We start from the raw sequence: 23,934 nt of genomic DNA, 5'->3' as shown, positions 1-23,934 counted from the left end.
GTCCCGCAACGGAATCCGGTGTGGCCGAATGACGTGACGAGCCGTCACCGGCCATCCCGCGAACCCGAGACGGCGACCGGCCACTGTGGTCTCGGACGTTCGCGGCCGGGTGCTTCCGCGCCGAGCCTGAGACGCGCCTGAGTCGCGTCCGGGCGCGGCGGGACCCGGGGCGTACCGTTTCCGCATGCGTACATGGCTCCGCCGCCGATGGCGGTCGGCGACGACGGTCGCCGTGATCGCCGCGGTCGTGGCTGCGGCGGGAATCTGGTGGTGGTCCTCGGAGCCGCCCCCGCACACCACTGAGGACTACACGATCGGCACGGGTGGCCCGGAGCCCGCCGATCTCGACGCGCGGCTCTACATCCCCGACGTCACACCGGCACCCGCCGTCCTGCTGTCGCACGGTTTCGGCGGCACGAAGGACACCGTCACCGAGCAGGCGGAGAAGCTCGCGGCGGCCGGATTCGTCGTCCTGACGTACACCGCTCGCGGTTTCGGGGCCTCGACCGGGACCATTCACCTGAACGCCCCCGAATACGAGGTCGCCGACGCGTCGGCGCTGCTCGACCACCTCGCCGAACGCGACGAGGTCCTGTCCGATGGGGACGGCGATCCGAGGGTGGCGGCGGTCGGCGGCTCGTACGGGGGCGCCCTGTCACTCCTGCTCGCCGGTTACGACGACCGGGTCGACGCGGTGGTCTCCTCCATCACGTGGAACAACCTGGCCGACGCGCTGTTCCCGAACGCCGCCAAGACATCCGACGAGGTGCCTCCTTCCGGCGAGCCGTCGACCGACCCGGACGAGTCCGCCCCCGGCGGCGTCTTCAAACGCGCGTGGGCCGGCATCTTCTACGCGACCGGCCTCGCCGGTGGCCCGCCCGGACAACCGATGCCGGGGCTCGACCCGGCGTGCGGCCGCTGGGCTCCCGAGGTGTGCGAGGCGTACGGCCGGATCGCCTCGACGGGTCGCCTCGACGACGCGACGAGGACCCTCCTCGACAAGTCGAGCCCGTCGTCGATCCTCGACCGGATCACCGCCCCGACGCTGCTCGTGCAGGGCCAGGCGGACACGTTGTTCGGCCTGGATCAGGCCGACGCCAACGCCGCCGGCATCACCGGCGCGCCCGTCCGGGTCGCCTGGTTCGGCGGCGGCCACGACGCGACCGGAACGCCCTCGGACCTCGACCGGGTCGACGGACTGAGCGTGGAATGGCTCGACCACTACCTCCGGGACACCGGAACCGCGCCCGACGACTCCTTCTCGTTCACGCGCATCGGCGGAGTGAACTCCAGCCGCGCGGACCTCGCGACGATCGGCCTGTCCGCACCCCGGTACCCAGGTCTGGGCGGCTCCGAAGACCCCGTGAACCTCCCGCTGTCGACTGGACCGCAGACGATCGCGAGCCCGCCCGGCGGCACCCCCGCCGCGATCTCCTCGGTCCCCGCGCTCGGCGCGCTGTCCTCGCTGGCGAGCAGTCGGTTCACACAGGACATCCCCGGCCAGTTCGCGGTCTTCGAGACCGAGCCGCTGGCCGACCAGACGGATATCGTCGGCACGCCTACGGTTTCCGTTCGCGCGGCGTCGCCGAACGGCGAGGCGGTGTTGTTCCTCAAGTTGTACGACGTCGACCCGTCCGGCACGACGACCCTGCCCGCCGGGCTCATCGCGCCCGTCCGGCTCACGGGCCTGCCGACCGACCTCGGGGAGGCGGACCCGGTCGAGTTGACGCTCCCCGGGATCGTGCACCGGGTCGAGGCCGGTCACACCCTGCGCGTCGTCGTCGCGACGGCGGATCAGTCCTTCGCCGGTCCGACCGAACCCGTCCAGTACATGGTGGACGTATCGGGCGAGCTGACGCTGCCGACGACGGTCGGGGCGCCGCTGCCGTCGACCGACGCCGCGTGGTTCGTCGCGCTCGTCGTGCTCGCCGTCGGACTGCCGCTGATCGCGTTGACCGCGTGGGTGATCGCGCGAATCCGGCATCGCCGTCGCGATCGCACCGTCGCCGCCGAACACGTCGACACGCCCCTCGTCGTCAGCGGCCTCCGCAAGGTCTACGCCGACGGCTTTGTCGCCGTCGACGGCGTCGACTACTCGGTCGAGCGCGGTCAGGTCGTCGGCCTGCTCGGACCGAACGGCGCCGGTAAGACGACGTCACTGCGCGTCCTCATGGGACTGTTGCAGCCGACCGATGGCGAGATTCGCGTGTTCGGGCATCGCGTCACCCCCGGCGCGCCGGTCCTGTCGCGCCTGGGCGCCCTGGTCGAGGGCCCCGGCCTCCTGCCACACCTGTCCGGTATGGACAATCTCCGGCTGTACTGGCGCTCCACCGGGCGCCCCGAGGCCGACGCGCACTTCGACCGGGTCGTCGAGATCGCCGACCTCGGCGAGCGCATCCACCGCAAGGTCCGCAAGTACTCGCACGGCATGAAGCAGCGCATCGCGATAGCTCAGGCGATGCTCGGCCTGCCGGAGCTGTTGGTCCTCGACGAGCCGACGGACGGCCTCGACCCGCCGCAGATCGCCGCGATGCGGCGCGTCCTGCACGACTACGCCTCGGAGGGGCGCGCCGTGCTCGTGTCGTCGCACCTGCTCGCCGAGGTCGAACAGACCTGCACGCACGTCGTCGTGATGAGCCGGGGCCGGGTGGTCGGCGCCGGAAAGGTCGCCGACGTCATCGGCGGCGGCTCCGGCCAACGACTCGAAGACGCCTTCCTGGAACTCGTGGAGTAGACAATGGACACGATCACGACGGAGCGCGTCGCCGAGGACGGCTCCGCCCGCGGTTATCGGGCGCACGCGACATTCCGATACGGCACCGAGTTCCGACGCCAGCTCACCCGGCGACGCACCCAGTGGACGCTGATCCTGTTGGCGCTGCTCCCGGTCGTGCTGTACATAGCGTTCAGCGTCGGAGCCGGGGACAACGGGCGCGACGACGACAGCGGCAACGCCTTCGCCCTCGCCGACTTCGCCACGCTCGGCGCCGCGAACTTCACGTTGTTCGGGCTGCTCGTCTCGTCGAGTTTCCTCATCATCGTCGTCGTCGCGCTGTTCTGCGGGGACACGGTCGCCAGCGAGGCCGGTTGGGGAAGCCTTCGCTACCTGCTGGCCGTGCCCGTGCCGCGAGGTCGACTACTCGCGGTGAAGCTCGCCGTCGGTCTGACGTTCTCGGCGTTGTCGATGCTGATCCTCACCGGATCGCTGCTGCTCGTCGGCACCCTCGCCTACGGCTGGGAGCCGCTGCGCGCCCCGCTCGGCGGGGAACTCGCCGCGTCGGAGGCGGTGTGGCGGGTGCTCGGCGTCGCGGGATATCTCGCGATCACGCTCGTCGTCGTCGCCGGCCTGGCGTTCCTGCTGTCGGTGCTGACGGACGCGCCGCTGGCCGCCGTCGGCGGCGCCGTCATGCTGCACATCGTCTCGAACATCCTCAACGCGGTGACCGCGCTCGGGGATCTCCGCGACGTGCTGCCGACGCGCTACGCGCAATCGTGGCTGGGGCTGTTGTCGTCGCCCGCGCAGTTCGACGACATGGTGCGCGGCACCGTCACGTCCTTCGCCTACGCGGCGGTTTTCATCGCCGTCGCGTTCTGGCGATTCAACCGCAAGGACATCACGTCCTGACCGGGGACGACGGTGAGCCCCGGCGCTGACGGCACACGGGTGGCCTCCGCCTGGCAGTATCGACAACGATCGCGCTATCGGACGACCCAGGCGAGGTAGGAGCACGTGACAGAGGCGCCAGGCCACGACGACCCGTCCCGCCCGGAGGGGCTCGGCGAGCACCCGACCGGTGCACCCGACATGTTCGCCCCGCCTCCCTCCTGGCAACCGCCGACGGCACCGCCACGTCCGCCCGTCGTCTCCGCGCCCCCGCCGATCGGTCCGCCCGCTCCCCCGCCGCGCAAGCCGAAGCTGAACAGGACGGCCTGGCTCACGCTGGCCGGATTCGGCGTCACCGTCGTCATCGGCATCATCGCCGCCGTCGTCCTCATCGGCGGTGACGACCCGTCGACGGGCCCGGGGGCCGCCCAGAACGGACCGGAGTGCGTCCCGCCGGAGAAGCCCGCCGAGAAGCCGATCCCGGCGGAGGAGTTCTACGAGTACGACCCGTGGGAGTCGACCCTCGACCCGGACGCGTCCAAAGCGGACAGACTCGGGGTCTGGGACCACGTGGACTGTTGCGAGATCGGCATCGTCTCCAGCGCGGAGGCGATCGCCGAGGCGGGCTGCGAGTGGGGCATCGAGACGGCGTATCGCACCCAGGACGGCGACATGGGGATCGCGCAGTTGATCCTCGCGTACCCGACGACGGCCGCGGCTCGACAGGGCGCCGAGATCGACTTCTCCAGCTACCGGTTCGCGCCCGACTCCGGTTTCTACGAGACCGATGTGGAGGTCTACGGCATCTCGGAGGCGACGGGTAGCTTCGTCGTCATCACCATCGGAGCCATCAAGGTCGGTGACGACGCCGCCCTTGAACAGGCTCAACGCACACTGTCGGCCTTTCACGGAGACCACGCCTTCACTCTCGTGTGGTGACGCGAATCCCGTTCAAACCTTTGTGGAGTCCCGTCGGCCGTGCGCCGCGAGCTTGCGTCCGTCGTGCACACTCGCGGTGAACAACACGGAAGCGACCGCGCCACGCGGTCCATGAGGAGGCCCCATGACGTACCCAGCGGGTGGCTACCCGGACACACCCCCGCCGGGCGGCAACGACCCCACTGGTTGGAATGCCGGAGGCCCCTCGGGCCAACCGAATCCGTACGACCAGCACGACGACCGGGGCACCTCCGGCATCGAATACACCTTCGACCAGCCGCAGAACGACCCCTACGCGCAACAGAGCCCGACCTACGGGCCCCCGCAGGGCTCCGCCCCGTACACGCCACAGCCCATGTCCGGGGTGCCGATGAGCCCCGGACCGCAGGGCCCGCCACTTCCCCCGCAGGGTGTTCCACAGCAACTGCCCCCGCCCCCGACGCCGTCGAAGGGGCCGCTCATAGCCGGGATCGCCGTCGGCGCGGCCGTCCTGATCGGACTCGCGATCGTCATCGTCGTGTCCATGGACAAGCCGAAGGAGCCCTCGGCGGACCCGACGGACCCCGCGCCGACGGTCACCGAGCAACAGCCGTCGCCGACCGAGGACGTCACCCCCACCGACGAAGCGCCCAGCGGGGACCGCCTCAGCTACACCGAGTACGCCCACGACTGGGACTTCGCCTACGACGGCGTCGAACTGTCCGCGACCTACCAGAACGGTTGGGACTACGAGGACTGCTCGGCCGTCGAGACCGAGGGGGCGCTGACCGCGCTCGGCTGCGAATACGCCTTCGAGGTGACCCACCGCGCCGAGGACGACCAGCTGTACCTGACGACGCTCGTGCTGTCGATGCCCGACGAGACGACCGCGACGCAGGTCGCCAAGGACAAGGCCATCGTCGACGGGGACTTCGCCCTCCAGTCCGAAAGCTCCCTCTCCGACTACTCGTACGGCAAGTGGCGCACCAACAGCGGATCCCACTTCGTGGTCCTGACCATCTGCACCGCGACCGACCAGGTCAGCGAGGAGAAGGCCGACGAATACCTCGACAACCGAGCGTGGGACATCGCCGCCGCACTGCTGTGGACCTAATGCGGGAGTGTGGCCGTCACCACGGTGCGAGGCCACCGCGACCCGCGTAGGATCGATCGCGTACTTCATCCAGAGCAGTCGAGGGTCCGGCCCGATGACGCTGCGGCAACCACTCCGTCTCGGCGGGGCAGGTGCTAATTCCGTCCGGTGTCACACCGGGAAGATGAGGCAGCGCTTCCCTTCGAGGGGGCTATGCCCTCCTTCTACGAAGAGGAGCACGCGACGTGTCCACACAGGCCACAACCCCGTTCGCCGACGGTCCCGCGATCGGACTGATCTGCCGTAACTGCCAGGCGACCTACCCACTCGTCGCGCAACACGCGTGCTGGCAGTGTTTCGGCCCCCTCGAAGTCGATTACGACGCCGACGCGCTCGCCCGCGTCACCCGCGAATCGATCGAGGCGGGACCGGACAACATGTGGCGGTATGCCGCGCTCCTGCCCGCGGGCATCGACCCGGCGACGAGGGTGACGCTCGACCCCGGCATGACACCCCTGATCTCGGCCGACAACCTCGCGCGAGCGCTCGGTATGCGGAAGCTGTGGGTCAAGGACGACAGCGCCAACCCGACGCATTCGTTCAAGGACCGGGTCGTGTCGGTGGCGTTGACGGCGGCGGCGCAGCTCGGTTTCGAGCGTTACGCGTGCGCGTCGACGGGGAACCTCGCGAACTCGGTGGCGGCTCACGCGGCGCGGGCGGGCAAGCCGTCGATCGTGTTCATTCCTCACGATCTGGAGCCCGGCAAGATCCTCACCACCGCCGTCTACGGTGGCCGACTGGTCGCGATCGAGGGTTCCTACGACGACGTGAACCGGTTGTGCGGTGAGCTCACCGAGACCGACGAGTTCGAGTCGACCGCCTTCGTCAACGTCAACGTCCGGCCGTTCTACGCGGAGGGGTCGAAGACGCTCGGCTACGAGGTCGCGGAACAGCTCGGCTGGCGGGTGCCCGCGCAGGTCGTCATTCCGATGGCGTCCGGCGAGCTGTTGACCAAGGTGGACAAGGCTTTCGCCGAGCTGGCGGAGATCGGCCTGGTCGACGACGCGACGTGCGCGGTCTACGGGGCCCAGTCCAGCGGCTGCAACCCGATCGCGACCGCGCTGCGCGCCGGAACCGACGTCATCACCCCGGTCAAGCCGACGGGCATCGCCAAGTCCCTCAACATCGGTGACCCGGCGGCCGGTCCGTACGCGATCGACGCGGTGAAGCGGACCGGCGGTTGGATGGCCGACGTCGACGACGACGAGATCCGCGCGGGCATCGCGTTGCTCGCGGAGACGACGGGGGTCTTCGCCGAGACCGCCGGCGGAGTGGTCGTGGCGTGCCTGCGAAAACTGCTCGACGAGGGGCGTCTCGACCCCGAAGCCGAGACCGTCATCTTCAACACCGGTGAGGGTTTGAAGACCCTCGACGCGGTGAGCGGAGGGCCCACCCACCAGATCAAGCCGTCACTACGCGACGCTCGCGCCGCGGGCCTGCTCGGCTGATCGCCCCTGGGCGCCGGGAAGTGTCGGCTTCCCGGCGCCGCCCGCGCGTGTCCACGCCATCTTGGACGTCGCGGCGGTTAGCGTCTTTTGCCTCTCTACCTGAAAGGGGAAGGCAATGCTGCTGGCGATGACGATGTTCCAAACCGTCGATGGCGTGATGCAAGGCCCGGGCGGACCGGACGAGGACCGCGGCGACGATTTCAACCGGGGTGGCTGGCTCGCGCCGCACTTCGACGAGGAGACGGGCCGATACGTAACCGACGCGTTCAACCGTGCTGACGCGTTCCTGTTGGGACGCAACACATATGACATCTTCGCCGCTTACTGGCCGCTCGTGACCGATCCGGATGATCCCATCGCGAGCCGACTGAACAGCCAACAGAAGTACGTCGCGTCGACCACGTTGACCGATCCGCCCTGGGAGCGCACGACCGTCCTGTCCGAGGACATCCCGGCGGCCGTCGCGCACCTGAAGTCCCAGCCCGGCGGGGAACTCCAGATACACGGAAGCGCGTCACTGGTCCGCTCCCTGCACGAGCGGGACCTCATCGACGAGTACCGGTTGCTGACGTTCCCGGTCATCCTCGGCGAAGGCAGGCGGCTCTTCGCCGATCGCGGAGTCGACACCGGGCTCGAGCTCACCGATTCCCGCGTCACCGATTCCGGCGTCTCCATCAACGTCTACCGTCCGACCGGGCGACCCGAGTACGGCGAAGCCGGCTCCTGAGCCGTCCGCCGATTCGCTGTGGCGCAAGGCGGTTCGTCGAAGGCGTCCGTTTCACCGTTCACGGGGTGAGGACGTCGCGCAGACCGCGGGCCGGGCCGCGTCGCCGGAGCGGATCTTCGCGTGCTCGGTCAGGGTCGACAGTCAGGCGGCTTGGGCTCTCGTTCGTCGTGATCGCACATGGCGGACGGCCCATGGCGCGGACGGGTCTCGCCCGGAACGAGCTTGTGTATCGGCCCGCCGGGTGGTGACGACTCTCGTCACCGACCAGGAGTCGTCCGGTCAATCCGGCGGGCCGTTGCGCCGTCGAAGTCCGCCCCTTCGCGATCGGGCCGTGTGCCGTCGAAACGGTGGTCGGGGAGAAGGCCCCGCTCCCCCTCGATGGCCGGTGGCACCGCATGTTCACGATCGCCACGCCATCGACGACGGTCATTCCGTCGGTTCCGCCGACGAACGAACGGGATCACTCCCTTCATGACCACTGTAGAACGTTGGTCGTCCGGAATGAACGCCCACACCGATCCCCCGGACATCGCGCCCCGGTGAAGTCCGTCGACTCGCCATGCCGCATCCACGGGGCCAGCGCCGCCACCGAATGGGGGCAGGCGACCGCGCGACCCGGATCGCGACCAATTAAAGACCACAGTGCCATTACTGACAGTCACATAGTCGATTGTCTACGTCGCCGTAGGTTTCTCGCCGATGCGAGCGAGGAGCGCGACACGAGGGTCGACAAGCGGGTCGAACATTCGACCTGCTCACACCGATGATCGAGCAAATACAGTGGAGTCGAGTTAGCCCGGCTACCGCACATTTCGGACTGGCGCCGGTGTCTAAACGCGACCCGATCGATTATCACGTAGAGTGACTCCCGGTCCATCAACTGTCGGGTATCCGACAGAAATGCGCATGCCAGAACCATTGACGGCCAAGGTAAACAGACGCACAATCGTCGGTGCGGGAGGCCATTCGCACTTCGTCCCCCCGGTCGGTTGACTCCGTGCCCCGGCCGTCCACGACGATCAGTCCCCATGTGGGCCTGCCAGCGATGGCCTCCCGACCAACGCCCCCATCGCCACTCCCGCGTTCCACCGATGTGGACTAAGAGTCGACCGATTCGATCCTCAATGGATCAAGCACCGGGCCACGCATTCACTGAATCATCAATCGGTGAGACGCCGTGACTTCTTCAGGTCGCTCCGATGGCGCTTGTCGTTCAGCCGCCGCATCCGCGCGCCCCTACTCGGCTTCGTCGGCCGCCGCTTCTTCTCGTCGGTGTTCAGCGCCTCCCGCAGCAACACCACCAGGCGCTCCTTCGCGTCCTCACGATTGCGCAACTGGGACCGATAACGCGACGCCGCGATCGTCAACACGTCGTCGACGAGCCGCTGCGCGAGTCGCTGCCGCGCCAGCTCCAACCGCTCCGGAGACACCCCGAGGATGTCGGTGAGCGCCAGGCTCAACTCGACGCGACTGTCGGTCGTGTTGACGCCCTGACCGCCCGGCCCGGAAGACCGCGAGAAACGCCAACGCAGACTGGCCTCATCGATCCGAACCGTCCCGGTGATCTCAAGTTTCCCGGACACACCACACCTCCTTCGCGCATCGAAATATGTTCACAGCTGTCACCCTCGGCGCCATGGTACGGCGCCCGACTCACCTGTCGCCTCCCGTTTTCGCCTCGTCCGCGCATAGCAGCCGAGGTATCCACGAAACCACTCAACACGCCGAGCGGCGCCGATATTCTGCGCGGACGCGGTTTGGTCGCCGTCGGTGTCTCAGCAGGGGTGTGGCGGGGCGGGGTGACCACCGCAGCGTCGCGACGAGCCACCGGTACGGGCGGCCACCGCCCGGCCCACAACCACTTAAGGGGCCACCTCGAGACCGACTCAATGACACGGGAGGAACTGAGGATGACACGCACGTGGACCATCAACGGCACGCTCACCGTGAAAGCGGCGAAGGACAGTCAGACGCTCTTGGCCGACCCGGTCGCCAAAGCGATCGCGATGATGAAACCGGCCGACACGGACGCGATCGGCATCGCCGCGATCGACCCGGGAATGTCCGACGTCGCCGAGTTCTGCCAGCACTACCAGGTGCCGCTCGCGGCGTCCGTCAACTGCGTCATCGTTCGCGGACGACGCGGCGCTCGCACCCGGTACGCGGCGTGCATCGCGTTGGCCACCACGAAGGTCAACATCAACACGGTCGCCCGGCGACACCTCGCCGTCGACAAGGCGGCGGTCGCCGATCCGGCGGACGCGGTCGAAAGGGTGCGCATGGACAGTGAGGGTTTCACCGCGATCGGGCTGCCGACGGAGTGGCCGATCCTCATCGACGCGGCGGTCGCGGCCGCGCCGGAACTCGTCGTCGGGGCGGGAACCAAGGCCGCCAAGCTGTTCGTGAGCGGCGGCCTGCTCGCCGATCTACCGGACACCGAGGTCGTCGACGGCCTCGCCGGCTGATCGAGAGCGGGAGTTGGGGGACGGACCGCGCGTTGCGCGCGGTCCGCTGTCCGTCAACGGCTTCAGCCGAAGACCGCGTCTAGTTCGCGCGCGTCGACGGCGCGACGGCCCCAGGCGTCGAGGCGCTCGGAATCAGCACACTCGGTAATCCGATTACGGACATGGGCCGGCACCTCGCCGAAACGCGCACAGAGGACGGTGATGAGCATCTGCGCCTTGCCTCGCATGACCAGGCGCGACTCGGTCAGTTGCGCGCCCGGCTGCCCGAACTTGCGCATGCGAGCCAATCCTCGCTGATGCCGAAACGTACCTGCCGCCACGAAGCCCTCCTACAGCTTTGCGAACCGATTGTGGAACGAACTTACGTTTCGTAGCCTACTGACATCGCCCCTCGGCCGTTCCACACGGGTACGCGATTATCCAAACCGGACTATGGTACATATTCTGCGACACAAGGGTTCTCGTCACTCCCATGTAAACGAACAAAATGGAGGGTTACGCCTGCGTAGGTAGCTCGTCCGCGCTGATCAGCCCCAATGGCCGGGAACCGGCGAAGAACCTCGCGACCTCGGTGACGGCGTAGGCACCCAGCGCCGCCATCTCGTATCCCTGCGCGCCCGCGACATGGGGCGTGACGATGACGTTCGACAGACCGAACAGCGGATGCCCTGCGGGCAATGGTTCGGGGTCGGTCACGTCCAGGATCGCGTCCAGGCGCCCCGAGGCGCATTCGGCGACGAGCGCGTCGGTGTCGATGATCGAACCGCGCGCGGTGTTGATGACGGTGGCGCCGTCGCGCAGCAGGCCGAGCAGGCGCCCGTCGATGAGGTGTCGGGTCTCGGGGAGTTGGGGCGCGTGAACGGACAGGACGTCGACGGACGCGCAGAGTTCGTCGAGGTCCACGAGACGGGTGCCCAGGGCGTCGGCGGTGTCGGGGGAACAGTACGGGTCGTACAACACGGTCGGCACCGAACCCGCGAGGCCACTGAGGACGATCCGGCCGATGCGGGACGCGCCGACGACACCGATGGTGGGCCGGGCGGGACCGAGCCGGCCTGCGGCGGTGGGCCAGCCGTCGAGCCGATACCGCCGTGCCTGCCGGAGAACGCCTTTCATGGTCAGGTGGATCATCGAGAGCGTGTACTCGGCGACGAATCCCGCGAGGACGTCGGCCGCGGTCGACACGGTTACGCCCGCGTCCCACACGTGTGGGCCGAGATGGTGTTTGAGGCTGCCGGCCGCGTGCGCGATGAACGCGAGTTTGGGCGCGCGGGCGAGCACTTCGGGGGTGACGACCGGGGTGCCCCAGCCGGTGATCAGGAACTCCGCTCGCCGCAACGGTTCGGCGGCACGCGGATCGTCGAAGTCGTCGATGGCGAGCGCCGTGTCGACGTCGGCGAGCGCGGACAGGCGGCGACGCTCGCTCTCCGGGAGCACGGCAGCGTGCGTCTCGGCGTCCATCAGGATGAGTCCGCGGGGCTTCCGCGTCGGACCATTGGGTTCTGTTGTGGACATTTCTGCGTCTCCTGTCGCGCGCGAGGATGGGTCGGGGGTGACGGTAGGATTCACCTGGGCTCGACGACGCGAACCGACGCGCCTGGTCGAGCCATTGAGTCCTTAATGGGTAGTCTCGGGGGCCTCCGGCCTCCTCCCCAGGTCGGAGACTACCCACCACTCGCTGAAGCCACGCTAAAGGCGGCTGAAGCTCACTTCAGCCGCCGTCGATTCCGCACCGTCAGACCGGTTGTATGGGCAACTGCAGGCGACGTGCCGCCGCCGACGCGGGATGCTCGGCGAACACACCGGCGGCCAGGCGTTGGCGGCACAACGCCGCGAGCGTCTCGTACGCCGCTTTGCCGAGCAGGCCGATCAACTCCGGCGCGTAGCTCTCGAACAGCGGTTGCGCGCCGGTGTGCGCCATCGGCGACGACGTGCACCAGAACTCGAAGTCATGCCCGCCCGCGCCCCAGGCGCGCCGGTCGAACTCGCCGATCCACGTCACCTCGGCCGTCGAACCGTCCGCGCGGGTGATCGTCGAGAAGTCCCGCTTCACGGGCAACTGCCAGCACACCTCGGGCTTGTAGTCCATCGGGTGGACGCCGTCGCGGAGCGCCTGCGCGTGCAGGGAGCACCCGGATCCCCCCTCGAAGCCCTCCCGGTTGTGAAAGACGCACGCGCCGTCGACGACGGCCGTCTTCCGGGCGGGATGGTCGACGCCCTCCTCGTCCTCGAGGCTGTCCGTCGCCACCGTCTCGGCGAATCGCCGGTGCAGCTGCCACGTCCGCGGGGTCAGCCGGGCGACGGCCGCTCGGACCCGTTTCTCGTCGTCCCGGTCGGTGTAGAAGGCGCCGTGGATGCAGCAGCCGTCGTCCGGTTGCTCGACGTCGATTCCGGGGCAGCCGTTGCCGAACACGCACGACCAGCGGGACAACAGCCAGGTCACGTCGGCGCGAACGATCGTGTCGGCGTCGTCCGGGTCGACGAACTCGATCCACTCGCGAGTGAAGTCGAGAGGGGTCTCGGAGACCTCGGTCATGTCCGCCCCCGCGCGGCACGACGGAAGATGATGCGTTGCGTCATGCCTCCCAGACTACGGGTGCCCACGTGGTGGCTACCCTTGCGTGATGGCGTCCGCACCTGTGCTGCTATCCACGTCCTCGGTCTACCCCGAACCCACGGCGGTCGCGTTCGAGCTCGCCGCGAAGCTCGGCTACGACGGCCTGGAGATCATGGTGTGGACCGACGCCGTGAGTCAAAATCCGGAGACCCTCGCCACGCTGTCGGAGCATTACGGCGTGTCGATCGGGTCAATTCACGCGCCGTGTCTGCTGATGACGCAGCGCGTGTGGAGCAAGAACCCATGGGTTCGACTACGGCGGGCGGCCGACATGGCCGTGCACCTCGGCGCATCCACTGTGGTGATACATCCGCCGTTCGCGTGGCAGCGGGGCTACGCCCGGGTCTTCGCGGAGGGGCTCACCCGGTTGCGCGGCCAGTTCCCCGGCCTGCGGTTCGCCGTCGAGAACATGTATCCGATCAAGATGGCGGGGCGCGGTTTCGCCCCGTACTCGCCGGACTGGGATCCGACGAACCCCGGCTACGACAACTACACATTGGACCTGTCGCACTGCGCGGCGTCCAACACCGACGCGTTGGATCTCGCCGACCGGATGGGGGCGGGGCTCAGCCACGTCCACCTCGGTGACGGGAGCGGGCCGGGCCACGACGAACACGCCGTTCCCGGACGGGGGACGCAGCCGTGCGGCGAGCTCCTCGCGAAGCTCGCCGCGTCGGACCTGGAGTTCACCGTCGCGGTCGAGGTGTCGACCCGCAAGGCCGGCCATCGCGCCGTTCGCGAGGCCGACCTCGACGAATCGCTCCGTTTCGCGCGCCGCCACCTGTGACGTCTCGTGGCGACGGCGCGTGACGGGTCAGGCTGCGGCGGCCGCGGCGGCCTCGCGCTTGCGGGCGCGGTGGGCGGCGACGTGCGAACGGGTCGCGCAGCGTTCCGAGCAGAACCGGCGGCAGCAGTTCGACGAGGTGTCGAGGTAGACGTTGCCGCACCGGGAGTCCGCGCACACGCCGAAACGTCCGCCGTCGAAACGGCACAACCAGGCGGACAGGCCCCAGGCCGCGCCCGCGATGTACTCGGCGGCGACGGAGGTTCCGCGGCCCGTCACGTGCATGTGCCAGTTCTTGGTGGTGTGTCCGGCGATACGCGGTTGGACGGGGAACTGTTCGAGAAGCGCGTTCAAGATTCCGACGGCGCTCGCGTCGTCCTTCTCGGCGCCCTTGACGAAGACGTCGCGTAGTTTTCGCTGGGCACGGCGAAACGTCGCGAGGTCACGTTCTGTAGCCCGGTCCCGCCACCAGACGCGGTCTCCCAGAAGGGAGCGCAGGTCATCCATGTCGTCCAGCTTCGCGTTGGCCAGATCGGCGGCGGTTTGCGCGTAGGCATCAAAGTCCACCCACATACGGTAGACAATTTCGCCCCGGGTAACCAGTAGTACAGTACTGAGCTCCTTACGGAGCAGGCGTGCGCTCGGATCGGTGGGCCGAACCGGGGAGACATCGGTATGTGAGGTGGACGCGCGGTCGGCGATTCGGCCGACGTGCTCGATGGGCGAACGTGGCCACGGCGCGCGAAACGGGCCGTTCCGCCGAGGGCCGGTGCCGGACGGCGCGGTCCGGTGGCGACCCTCGGCGGAACGGTGTCGAAGGTCCACCGCTGTGCCGTCGGCATGCTGCGTCACCATTGTGCGGCCTGCTCATGCGCGGAACCCATTGTGGCGATACGCTCGCTGGCATGCTGCGATCCTTGATCCTGGCCGCCGCCGGCTCGTCGAAGATGGAACGGCTGGTGGCGACCGCGCCGGTCAGCCGTGACGTCGTCGCGCGTTATGTCGCCGGTGCCGCCACCGAAGACGCGCTCCGCGCGACCCGTGGGTTGGTCGACGACGGGCTGAAGGTGACCCTCGACTACCTCGGGGAGGACACCTTGACCGCCGATCAGGCGGAGGCGACGCGCGACGAGTATTTGACGTTGTTGCAGGCGCTCAACAAGCAGGGCCTGACTCCGGCCGCGGAGGTCAGCATCAAGTTGTCGGCGCTGGGTCAGCGTTTCGACGAGGAGTTGTCGAACCGGCTCGCCGCCGAGATCTGTGACGCGGCGGCCGACGCGGGCACGACGGTGACCGTCGACATGGAGGACCACACCGTCACCGACATCACGTTGGACACGGTGAACGAGCTGCGTCGGAACCACCCGGGCACGGGAACGGTGTTGCAGTCGTATCTGCGGCGGACCGAGGCGGACTGCAAGGAGTTCGCGACGTCGGGTTCGCGTGTCCGCCTGTGCAAGGGCGCCTATTCGGAGCCGGAGACGGTCGCGTACCAGCGGCGTCTCGACGTCGATCGGTCCTATGTGCGCTGCATCGACGCCCTGATGCGCGGTGACGGGTACCCGATGCTGGCGACCCACGACCCGCGACTCATCGAGATCGGGCTCGACCGGGCCAGTTGGTACGACCGCGAACCGGACTCGTTCGAGTTCCAGATGCTGTACGGGATCCGCCCGGAGGAGCAGAGGCGGCTCTCCGAGGCCGGCTATCAGGTTCGGGTGTACGTGCCGTTCGGCGACCAGTGGTACGGCTACCTGATGCGGCGGCTCGCCGAGAAGCCCGCGAACTTGACAATGTTCCTGCGGTCGCTCGCCGGAAAGCGCTGAACTTTCGCGGGTTACGTCGGGATCCGTAGGGCCGTTTGGCTTTCACCCGCTTGAGTGACGAGGTTTCGCCCGTCCGGGTGACGGCGTCGGCCGGTTCGTTTCGCCGGAAACGACGGTGGTGGGCGCCGAGGAGACCCCGATGCCCACCACTGTGGATGTGCGTTCAGCGGTCGAAGCCGCCCGCCTTGATCGCGTCCACAATGCCCTTCCAGTGCGCTGGTCGCGCGCTCAGGACCTCGACATCCGCCCTGGACGCCAGTGTCGAGTCCCGAACCGCGATCGCGTCGCTGAGGTGCGCGACCTCGACGCATTCGTTGTTGGCAAAGCTCCTTTTCGCTTTGCGCCAACGGATCTGGCGATTTCTGTAGGCATGCACAACGGGACCCTCTTTCGGATTGGATGATCAGAATCGCGCGATCACCCGGTCCAGATGCGCGACGCTCAGCTCAGGGCTGAGGGCATCCGCCGCCAGGCGATCGAAAACGAGGGTCGCTGTCGCGAGATCGTGCGGATCGTCCAACGTGACCTCTCCGGCGAACCCCTCGCTGTATACAACGTCCGGGTCGGGAGGCAGGAAACGCATGATCGCGAAGGACCCGGGCATCGCCTGATGGGCTCCAGCGGCGAACGGAAGCACCTGAATGCGAACGTTCCTCATGTCCGCGGCTTCGCGCAACCACCGCAGTTGGGCGAGCATGATGTCCCGACCGCCGACGGCCCGACACAGCGCCGCCTCGTCGATGACGACGAGGTTCTCGGGGGGTTCCGATCGGGTCAGCAGCTGCTGCCGCTCCACCCTCATCTCCACCTTCCGGTCGATCGCGTCACCGGTCAGGTCGATCGCGGTCGCCTCGATGATGGCCCGCGCGTACTCGCGGGTCTGCAGGATGCCGGGGACGGCGGTGACGGCGACCCGCTTGATGGAGGTCGCGACCGTCTCCAACTCGATGAAACGGCGGAAACTGCCCGCGACCTCGTTGTTGTACTTGACCCACCAGCCGCCGCGTTCTCCACCTTGACGGGCGAGCTGCCGCAGTTCGGCCCGGACGTCGCAGTCCTCGATCCCGTACAGGTCGAGCAGCGAGTACAGGTCGCGTTGGTTGACGCGGACGTCGCCGTTCTCGATTCGAGAGATCTTCGACTCTGAACAATCCAAGGTCTGTCCCGCGACCTCCCGGGACACGAGCGCCTCCTCGCGGTAACGCCGCAGCGTCACGCCGAGACGGCGGCGCCGCAGCGAAGGACTGTTCTGCGCTTGTTGTTCATAATTGGACATTCGTTCTCCTTCGACCGAAACTGCCGGTAATCCCTGTGTGACACAACGAACGATCGCCAGGCGAGGTAACGGCGACAATCGATGTCGCGATGACCATAATGGACCGATTACACTGGGCGATCGTTACTCAATCGAGACTGCGGTGCCTGGGTGCGGGTGGCACGGCCTGCTTAATGTGTTGCAGTGACCTTTGGCGCGTCGTATCCGGGAAACCCCGAACAACCCCAGCGGCCGACAAACCCCAGTGACTGGGCCCGGCCGCAAGACCCCCCTGCCGGGACGGAGGCGAACGGACCCGCACCGGGGACTCCCCCTCCTCCACCGGGAGGCGAACACCAACCGGTACGTCCAGCGATCCCGACCCAACCCCCGGCGCCGTCCGTCGAGGCGATTCCACCGACCTGGCAGCATCCGGCGGCCCCGGCCAACCCGCTCGCGAGCGCCCGTTGGGATTCCTCGACGCACCCGATGGCTCCGCCGTCGTCGCCGCTGTCGCCGAGCCCACAGGTCGCGCCGCGCCCGGCCTACCCGGTCGGTCCGTACCAGGGCGGGATGGCCCCTCCGGGGCAGGTGCCCGGCTACGTTCCGTCGTTCCCCGGTGGTTACCCCTACGCTCCGCCGCCGCCCCCGCCGCCGCGCAAGCGGATGTCACCGGTGGCGATCTTCTGTCTCCTGCTCGCGCTGCTCGTCGGCGGCACGCTCGGCATCACCGCGGTCGTCGTCGGTCAGACCAACACCGCCGCCCTGTCGGAGCCCCAGGAACCGCTGTCGCCCAGTCCGACGGACGGTGACCCGCCGCAGGTGCGCAGCGCCTACTTGAAGCAGCAGATCGGTTTCACCCTCGAGAAGAACGCCAAGGCGCTGCTCGACGGTGACGAGGACGCGTGGTTGAAGACCTTCGACCCGAACCTGCACGAGGACGCGTCCCGCCGGTTCGACTCGCTGCGGGCCCTGTCGGTCTCGGCGTTCGAGTACCGGGTGCTCAGCTCCCCCATCGACACCGAGCCCGGCTACGTCGAGTTCCGGCTCGCCGCGAACTACTGCCTCGACAGCGGCGGCTTCGACACGTGCCAAGCGTCCTCGATCATCTTCGAGACGGAATGGACCGACAAGGCCCCCGACTTCACGATCACCCGGATGGACGAGTCGACCGAGATCGGTCCGCGTCCGTGGGAGGTCGACGACATCGAGGCCCGCGTCGGCGACCGCACCATCGTCGCGGCGCCGGCGAAGTACGCCGACCAGCTCGACGACGCGCTCGAGATCGCCGAGGCCGCCGCCGCGAACGCGGACGAATGGGCAGTGTTCGAGCCGGTCGACAAGTACGTCATCTACCTGGCGGGCTCCAGCGAGTTCGAGACCTGGTACGGCCTCCAGGGCAATATGGACAATGTGGTCGGTTTCGCCGTGCCCGTTCCGGTGATCGACGAGAACAACACGCAACGGCGAGGCGGGTCCGACGTCGTGATGCACGTCGACCGCGTGTACGACACCGAGGACTTCATCTCCACGATGCGCCACGAGCTCGGCCACGTCGCCACGCTGCACCATTCGACGGCGACGTCGTTCCAGGAGGAGGACTGGTGGATCTCCGAGGGCTCCGCCGAGCTGATCGACCACGGCATCGAGCGACCGCTCAGCGAGTACCTGCGTAAGCGGGACGTCGAGGAGTTCCTCTCCAGCGGGGGTTGGACCGACGGTTTCGCTCCGCTGTCCGACAGCGCCGACCGCCTGGAGGGCTCCGGCAAGTACGGGGTCGCGTTCTACGGGGCGTACTACTGCGTCGACACCTACGGCAAGGACGCGTTCCTCGAGTTCCTGGGGTTGGTCGCGCGGGAGGGCAAGGACGCGGACTCGTCGGCGCAGACGGCGTTCGGGAAGCCCTACTCCGAGATCGAGCAGGAGATGACGGACTTCGTCAACTCGGTGGCTGGTTAGAGCGACCTCCGGCCGAGAACGGGCGGGCGTCGCGCGAGCGCGGCGCCGCCGGTTGACCACGCGGCGGGAAACGGGGTTCACGCCCCCACGAGACACTTCCCACGGCCGTGGGTGGGCCCGATTTCGGGTCCGCTCGCGGCCGTTTCGCGTCCCCGGAGCGGCTCGGTTCGACCAAAACGTCCCGGCCGGTCGGTAACTTTCGGTGACAATGGCACCGCCGCCATCGTTAAATAAGGAGGGGCCGCTCGGGCCGAAGGTCACCACTTCGGGAACAAATCCCCAGCTAAATGGCCGCTTTTTACGCCTGACGGCATCCATCGCAACAAGGATTGCGTCACGAACCATAGCCAACTTGCGCATTACCACATTACTCTTGGTATTCGACACATCAGAACCGGTGTGTCGCGAAGTCGGTCGACGACCGGCACGTGAAGGGAAAGGCATGGTGGGAAGCATGAGTACACACAGCCTGCTGGAGGAAGTCAGATTCCTCACCGTCGCCGAAGTGGCCGCGCTGATGCGTGTGTCGAAGATGACCGTCTATCGGCTCGTGCATTCGGGCGACCTGGCCGCGGTCCGAGTGGGGCGCTCGTTCCGGGTTCCGGAGAACGCCGTCTCGGAGTACCTGGCGACCACGTTCAAGGACGGTTCCTGATCGGTCGATCGTCGTCGGCTTCGCGCGCCGAGTGTCATTCGACGCGCGAGGCCGAGGCATCGACCGGGTCGAGGCGCTGATCCGCCACCACGGAGCGAAACGGGCGACCGCCCGGTGACGCGGCGTCGACGGTGGCATCGGTCGCCTTGCGCCCGTAGCGAACCAGGGTGTGTCCTACGACGCGTCGGGAACGTCACGACGTGTTCGACGCAGCACGATACGAGCGGTGATCCGGCCAGAAAATCCCCCACGTTCACCGTGGGGAGGTGCTCAAGCTAGCCTTAGTGGGCTGGCCGCTGTGCGGTCTGAGCCAGCGATCCGGCCGGGGCTGCGGCGAACGAGATCCACCGTTCGTCAGTCACGACCGGACGCGGACCACGGGTCCGCACATCACACACCGGTGGCTGGATCGGACAACTGCCGGTTCAACCACTCATCAACCACATCTGCGAGGAACATCTATGGGCTCGGTCGTCAAGAAGCGGCGTAAGCGCATGGCGAAGAAGAAGCACCGTAAGCTGCTTCGCCGCACCCGCGTTCAGCGTCGCCGTCAAGGCAAGTAGCGCGCGCGGCCGTGCCTTCCGCCACCGTCTTGGTGACCGGCGCAGACCGGTACCTTGGTGGTCGCCTCGCGGCGCGTCTGAAGGCCGACGACCGCGTTGCACGCGTCGTCGAAGTCGACACCGAGTCTCTCGATAACGGCACCATCAGCGAGTTGTTGGCGCGCGCCGAGGTCGACACGGTGGTTCACTCGTCGGTGACCGCTTCGGCGGTCCGGTCGGGCGGACGCACGGCCCAAAAAGAATCCAATGTTCTCGGCACGATGCATCTGCTGGCGTCATGCCAGCGGGCCGAGTCGGTGCGCCGTGTCGTCATCAAGTCGTCCGTCGCCGCCTATGGGGCGTCGGCGCGCGACCCGGCGGTGTTCACTGAGGACACCGAACTCCGGGCGGCGCCGCGCGGAGAGTTCGCGCACGACATCAGCGAGGTCGAGGCGTACGCGCGCAGTTTCGCCCGTCGTCGCGACGACGTGACGGTGACGGTGCTGCGCCTGGCACCACTGCTCGGACCGACCTCGGACACGTCGATGACGCGGTACTTCTCGTTGCCGATCGTGCCGACGATCCTGGGCTTCGACCCGCGCATCCAGTTCCTCCACATCGAGGACGCCCTGGAGGCGCTCTATCGCGTCACCATGAGCGATCACAGCGGAACGCCCGGGAGACCGGAGTTGTTCAACGTGGCCGGCCCGGGCGTGTTGCTGCTCTCCCAGGCGGTTCGCCGCGCCGGGCGGATCGCCGCGCCCACACCCGAGACGATCCTGCGCGGAATGGCGGCCCTGGCCCGCGATCGCGGCGTCATCGACTTCTCGCACGACCAGCTCGACTTCCTCCGGTACGGCCGCGTCGTCGACTGCACCCGCCTCGCCGAGGTCTACGGCGTCACCCCGCGCTCGACCCCGGACGCCTTCGACGACTTCGTCGCCGGACACGAACTCATGTCGGTCCTGTCGAACCCCGCGACGCCGGCACCGTCGTTCCGCGAGATGCTGCGCGGTCTGAGAACCAAGGAGGACAACGATGATCGCTGACTCCGAGGACCACCCCGATGGGGCCGACGACCGCCCCGACCGGTTGACCGCGCTGCTCGACCTGCTGACGAAGCGCCTCACCGGCGACTACGACGTAGACGACTTCGGTTTCGACGCCGACCTCACCACGACCCTCACGTACCCGGCGCTGCGCCCGCTGTACCGCAAATGGTTCCGCGTCGAAGTGCTCGGCATCGAGAACGTTCCCGACTCGGGCGGCGCCCTCATCGTCGGCAACCACTCCGGCACGGTCGCGCTCGACGCGCTCATGCTGCAACTGGCCCTGTACGACGACCACCCGGCACACCGGCACCTGCGACTCCTCGCGGCCGACTTCGTCTTCAAGGCGCCCCTCATCGGCGAGTACGCCCGCAAGACGGGCGCGACCCTCGCCAGCAACCCCGACGCCGAGCGGCTTCTGACCGACGGAGAACTCGTCGGCGTCTTCCCCGAAGGCGTCAAAGGCACCGGCAAGCCCTACTGGGAGCGATACCGCCTGAAGCGTTTCGGTCGCGGCGGTTTCGTGTCCACCGCCTTGGCGACGGGGGCGCCGATCATTCCCGTGTCGATCGTCGGCGCCGAGGAGATCTACCCGATCCTCGGCGACATCCCGGTCCTGGCGCGGCTGTTGAAACTCCCGTACTTCCCGGTGACGCCGACGTTCCCGTGGCTCGGCCCGCTCGGCGCGATCCCGTTGCCCAGCAAGTGGCTCATCCAGTTCGGCGAACCGATCGTGACGAAGGGCAAGGCCGACCTCGCCGACGACCCGCTGGAGGTGTTCAACCTCGCCGACCAGGTGAAGGAGACCATCCAGCAGACCTTGACGACGCTGCTCGATCGAAGAGGCGAGGCCTTCGGGCCTTGATGAGGGACTCACGCCGTCCCACGCCGCCGAACGGATCGCCGCGTCACGTTGCCGCGCACGCCTGAGACGTTCTAGGCTTTGCCCATGTTCGACTGGCTGATCAATCCCGCCCCGTTCCCCCGCAACATCGAGATCTGGGTGACCGGAGCGATCGGGGTGATCGCCGGTTTCCTCGCCATCGCCGCCCTCCTGCACTGCGCGTTGCAGCGTCCGGACGCGTTCCCCGCCGCCGGTCCGCTCACGAAGGGCACCTGGCTCCTCCTGCTCGGCGGCACACTCCTGCTGTCGACCCTCGGAGTCTTCGGCGGTGGAGCGTTCAGCCTCTTCGGCATCATCGGACTCATCGCCTCACTCGTCTACCTGCTCGACATCCGCCCGGCTCTGCGCAGCGGGGGCGACGCCTGGTGACCCGCCCGACGCTCGTGCGCGGCGGTGGAGACCCCGTCACCGTCTTCGCCCACGGCTTCGGCGGCGGCATCGCCGACACCCGCCCCTACGCCAGCGGAGTCGACGGCACGAAGGTCTTCTACACCGCGCGGGCGCACGACGGCATCCCCGTCGACGAGTTCGGCTACGGCCCGCTCGCGGAGGACCTGCGCAACGTCGCCGACGCAGCGAGCGCGACGCGGGCGTTCGGCGTCAGCATGGGAGCGGGCGCCCTCACCCACCTGTTGGAGCACACACCGCAACGGTTCGACCGGCTCGTGTTCTTCCTGCCGGCCGTTCTCGACGTACCGCGCGGGGAGGCCGCGCGCGCGGTGCTGGCGTCCCTTCGGGAGGCGATCGCGGCGGACGACCACGCCGCGTTGACGGACGCGATCCTCGCCGAGATACCGGAGTCCGTGCGGGGCACACCATCCGCGACCGCGTACGCGCGCATCCGGGCCGAGACGCTGCTCATGCCGAGCCTCGCCGGGTTGATCGAGATCCTCGCCGAACAGGTGGCGGTCACGGATCTGTCGAGTCTGTCGCGGGTCAGCGCTCCGGCCCTGGTGATCGCGTGCACGGACGACGCGGCGCACCCCGAAGCGGTGGCCCGTCAGCTCGCGGAGACCCTGCCGGAAGGGCGGTTGGAGATCCTCGGTGGCACTGACGCAGTGTGGACGCGTCGTGACCGCTTGCGCGCCTTGATAAGCGAGTTCCTGAACGAGGACGACACGCTCTAACCTTGTGTGCATGCGTGAAATTGTCAGCGGTGCCGGCTATCTCGGACGCGGCTTCGGATTCTGGGGTCGTCGGCCGAAAGTGATGTGGCTGGGCGCGATCCCCGGCCTCCTCGCGTCCCTGTTGATCGGGGCCGCGCTGCTGCTGCTCGCGTTCAACATCGCCGATCTCGCCGCGTGGCTCACGTCGTTCGCGTCGGATTGGGCCGAGGGCTGGCGGACGTTCATGCGGATCGTCGCCGGCATCGCCGTGTTCACGGTCTCCGTGTGGTTGTCGATCGTCATGTTCACGGCGTTGACGCTGCTCGTCGGTGACCCGTTCTACGAGGCGATCGCGGCGCGGGTGGAGGAGGAGTGCGGCGGCGCCCCGACGGACGACCGCGGGCTCCTGATCTCCATTGGACACTCTGTCGCCGATTCCCTCAGATTGCTCGGCAAGTCCCTGGTGACGGGCCTGATCCTGTTCGCGTTCGGCATGATCCCGGTGGCCGGCCCGATCATCGCGCTCGTCGTCGGCGGGCTCGTCGGCGGCTGGTTCCTGTCCGTGGAACTCGTCGCGTACGCGTTCAACCGGCGGGGCATCCGATACCGCGAGTACCGGGCGATCCTCGCGAAGCGGCGGATTCGCTCGGTCTCCTTCGGGACGGGCGTGTTCCTGCTGTTCCTCATCCCCCTCGGCGCGATCATCGTGATGCCGGCCGCGGTCGCGGGCGCGACGATGATGGCGCGCGACATCCTCGGCGAGCCGACGAGGCCGGGTGTGGCGCCGACGGCCGCCGCGCCGTCCACCGTGTAGCACTGCCGGCCCACCGAACCGGTTCCACCGACCCCGCTCGCCCCCGACCGTCCACTCCGCTTGGTTGGGCAAAAGTTCCGCTTGGTTGGGCAAAAGTTCCGCTTGGTT

Annotated in this window: 24 protein-coding genes and 1 riboswitch; of the genes, 17 read left to right on the top strand and 7 right to left on the bottom strand. The window is 68.0% G+C overall.

The window, feature by feature from the left end; all coding sequences use genetic code 11:
- Positions 1-184 precede the first annotated feature (184 nt).
- From ACM9NP_RS13925 to ACM9NP_RS13900, 6 genes are all read left to right on the top strand, one after another.
- Positions 185-2,734, top strand: a complete 2,550-nt coding sequence (locus ACM9NP_RS13925) for an alpha/beta fold hydrolase (RefSeq protein WP_415647099.1) — start codon at positions 185-187, stop codon at positions 2,732-2,734.
- A gap of 3 nt (positions 2,735-2,737) precedes the next feature.
- Complete coding sequence (locus ACM9NP_RS13920) at positions 2,738-3,625, top strand: ABC transporter permease (RefSeq protein WP_415647098.1); 888 nt, start codon at positions 2,738-2,740, stop codon at positions 3,623-3,625.
- A 105-nt stretch (positions 3,626-3,730) separates the two neighbouring features.
- A complete protein-coding gene (locus ACM9NP_RS13915) occupies positions 3,731-4,543 on the top strand; it encodes a hypothetical protein (RefSeq protein ID WP_415647097.1) in 813 nt (270 codons plus the stop codon).
- Positions 4,544-4,667: 124 nt separating this feature from the next.
- Positions 4,668-5,636: a hypothetical protein gene (locus ACM9NP_RS13910; RefSeq protein WP_415647096.1), complete on the top strand. Its 969-nt coding sequence runs from the start codon at positions 4,668-4,670 to the stop codon at positions 5,634-5,636.
- A gap of 62 nt (positions 5,637-5,698) precedes the next feature.
- A riboswitch (SAM riboswitch) is annotated at positions 5,699-5,806 on the top strand.
- A 54-nt stretch (positions 5,807-5,860) separates the two neighbouring features.
- Complete coding sequence (thrC, locus tag ACM9NP_RS13905) at positions 5,861-7,123, top strand: threonine synthase (protein ID WP_415647095.1); 1,263 nt, start codon at positions 5,861-5,863, stop codon at positions 7,121-7,123.
- A 115-nt stretch (positions 7,124-7,238) separates the two neighbouring features.
- Positions 7,239-7,850 (top strand): dihydrofolate reductase family protein, encoded by a 612-nt coding sequence (locus ACM9NP_RS13900; protein WP_415647094.1) that lies wholly within the window; start codon positions 7,239-7,241, stop codon positions 7,848-7,850.
- 1,160 nt (positions 7,851-9,010) lie between these two features.
- Here the strand turns inward: ACM9NP_RS13900 and arfB are convergent.
- A complete protein-coding gene (gene arfB, locus ACM9NP_RS13895) occupies positions 9,011-9,433 on the bottom strand; it encodes an alternative ribosome rescue aminoacyl-tRNA hydrolase ArfB (protein ID WP_415647093.1) in 423 nt (140 codons plus the stop codon).
- A gap of 327 nt (positions 9,434-9,760) precedes the next feature.
- On the opposite strand from arfB, the gene ACM9NP_RS13890 reads away from it, so the two are divergent.
- Positions 9,761-10,315, top strand: coding sequence for a YbaK/EbsC family protein (locus ACM9NP_RS13890; protein WP_415647092.1), 555 nt, complete (start codon positions 9,761-9,763; stop codon positions 10,313-10,315).
- Positions 10,316-10,377: 62 nt separating this feature from the next.
- Here ACM9NP_RS13890 and ACM9NP_RS13885 read toward each other — a convergent pair whose 3' ends face one another.
- From ACM9NP_RS13885 to ACM9NP_RS13875, 3 genes are all read right to left on the bottom strand, one after another.
- Positions 10,378-10,593, bottom strand: a complete 216-nt coding sequence (locus ACM9NP_RS13885; protein WP_415647091.1) for a hypothetical protein — start codon at positions 10,591-10,593, stop codon at positions 10,378-10,380.
- A 217-nt stretch (positions 10,594-10,810) separates the two neighbouring features.
- Positions 10,811-11,830: a hydroxyacid dehydrogenase gene (locus tag ACM9NP_RS13880; RefSeq protein ID WP_415647090.1), complete on the bottom strand. Its 1,020-nt coding sequence runs from the start codon at positions 11,828-11,830 to the stop codon at positions 10,811-10,813.
- A gap of 220 nt (positions 11,831-12,050) precedes the next feature.
- Positions 12,051-12,851: a hypothetical protein gene (locus ACM9NP_RS13875; protein WP_415647089.1), complete on the bottom strand. Its 801-nt coding sequence runs from the start codon at positions 12,849-12,851 to the stop codon at positions 12,051-12,053.
- 88 nt (positions 12,852-12,939) lie between these two features.
- Here ACM9NP_RS13875 and ACM9NP_RS13870 point away from each other — a divergent pair, with 88 nt between their 5' ends.
- Entirely contained in the window at positions 12,940-13,719 is a 780-nt protein-coding gene (locus ACM9NP_RS13870; protein WP_415647088.1) for a sugar phosphate isomerase/epimerase family protein, read from the top strand.
- Positions 13,720-13,746: 27 nt separating this feature from the next.
- Here ACM9NP_RS13870 and ACM9NP_RS13865 read toward each other — a convergent pair whose 3' ends face one another.
- The gene (locus tag ACM9NP_RS13865) at positions 13,747-14,289 is read right to left on the bottom strand and encodes a CGNR zinc finger domain-containing protein (protein ID WP_415647087.1); all 543 of its coding nucleotides are present in this window, start codon (positions 14,287-14,289) and stop codon (positions 13,747-13,749) included.
- A gap of 332 nt (positions 14,290-14,621) precedes the next feature.
- Between ACM9NP_RS13865 and ACM9NP_RS13860 the strand changes: the two genes are divergently transcribed.
- On the top strand, positions 14,622-15,542 hold the full coding sequence (locus tag ACM9NP_RS13860; RefSeq protein ID WP_415647086.1) for a proline dehydrogenase family protein: 921 nt from the start codon (positions 14,622-14,624) through the stop codon (positions 15,540-15,542).
- 163 nt (positions 15,543-15,705) lie between these two features.
- Here ACM9NP_RS13860 and ACM9NP_RS13855 read toward each other — a convergent pair whose 3' ends face one another.
- Together ACM9NP_RS13855 and ACM9NP_RS13850 are read right to left on the bottom strand one after the other, a co-directional pair.
- On the bottom strand, positions 15,706-15,918 hold the full coding sequence (locus tag ACM9NP_RS13855; protein WP_415647085.1) for a DUF397 domain-containing protein: 213 nt from the start codon (positions 15,916-15,918) through the stop codon (positions 15,706-15,708).
- A gap of 27 nt (positions 15,919-15,945) precedes the next feature.
- Positions 15,946-16,818 carry a helix-turn-helix domain-containing protein gene (locus ACM9NP_RS13850; protein WP_415647084.1) on the bottom strand — a complete coding sequence of 291 codons (873 nt, stop codon included), beginning with the start codon at positions 16,816-16,818 and terminating at the stop codon, positions 15,946-15,948.
- A 468-nt stretch (positions 16,819-17,286) separates the two neighbouring features.
- On the opposite strand from ACM9NP_RS13850, the gene ACM9NP_RS13845 reads away from it, so the two are divergent.
- From ACM9NP_RS13845 to ACM9NP_RS13810, 8 genes are all read left to right on the top strand, one after another.
- On the top strand, positions 17,287-18,756 hold the full coding sequence (locus ACM9NP_RS13845) for a hypothetical protein (RefSeq protein WP_415647083.1): 1,470 nt from the start codon (positions 17,287-17,289) through the stop codon (positions 18,754-18,756).
- 442 nt (positions 18,757-19,198) lie between these two features.
- Positions 19,199-19,411 carry a helix-turn-helix domain-containing protein gene (locus ACM9NP_RS13840; RefSeq protein WP_415647082.1) on the top strand — a complete coding sequence of 71 codons (213 nt, stop codon included), beginning with the start codon at positions 19,199-19,201 and terminating at the stop codon, positions 19,409-19,411.
- 461 nt (positions 19,412-19,872) lie between these two features.
- Positions 19,873-19,974 (top strand): 30S ribosomal protein bS22, encoded by a 102-nt coding sequence (locus ACM9NP_RS13835; protein ID WP_013020966.1) that lies wholly within the window; start codon positions 19,873-19,875, stop codon positions 19,972-19,974.
- 32 nt (positions 19,975-20,006) lie between these two features.
- Positions 20,007-21,002 (top strand): NAD-dependent epimerase/dehydratase family protein, encoded by a 996-nt coding sequence (locus tag ACM9NP_RS13830; protein WP_415647081.1) that lies wholly within the window; start codon positions 20,007-20,009, stop codon positions 21,000-21,002.
- The gene (locus ACM9NP_RS13825; RefSeq protein WP_415647080.1) at positions 20,992-21,867 is read left to right on the top strand and encodes a lysophospholipid acyltransferase family protein; all 876 of its coding nucleotides are present in this window, start codon (positions 20,992-20,994) and stop codon (positions 21,865-21,867) included. Before ACM9NP_RS13830 ends, ACM9NP_RS13825 begins: the two co-directional genes overlap by 11 nt.
- Before the next feature lie 84 nt (positions 21,868-21,951).
- Positions 21,952-22,275 carry a DUF2516 family protein gene (locus ACM9NP_RS13820; protein ID WP_415647079.1) on the top strand — a complete coding sequence of 108 codons (324 nt, stop codon included), beginning with the start codon at positions 21,952-21,954 and terminating at the stop codon, positions 22,273-22,275.
- Positions 22,272-23,033 carry an alpha/beta fold hydrolase gene (locus ACM9NP_RS13815; protein WP_415647078.1) on the top strand — a complete coding sequence of 254 codons (762 nt, stop codon included), beginning with the start codon at positions 22,272-22,274 and terminating at the stop codon, positions 23,031-23,033. The genes ACM9NP_RS13820 and ACM9NP_RS13815 overlap by 4 nt, the downstream gene beginning before the upstream one ends.
- 10 nt (positions 23,034-23,043) lie before the next feature.
- Positions 23,044-23,826, top strand: coding sequence for an EI24 domain-containing protein (locus tag ACM9NP_RS13810; RefSeq protein WP_415647077.1), 783 nt, complete (start codon positions 23,044-23,046; stop codon positions 23,824-23,826).
- Positions 23,827-23,934: the final 108 nt, after the last annotated feature.

Source organism: Stackebrandtia soli (assembly GCF_965137155.1).
Classification (GTDB): Bacteria; Actinomycetota; Actinomycetes; order Mycobacteriales; family Micromonosporaceae; genus Stackebrandtia; species Stackebrandtia soli.
This window is presented reverse-complemented; position numbering and strand designations above follow the sequence as displayed.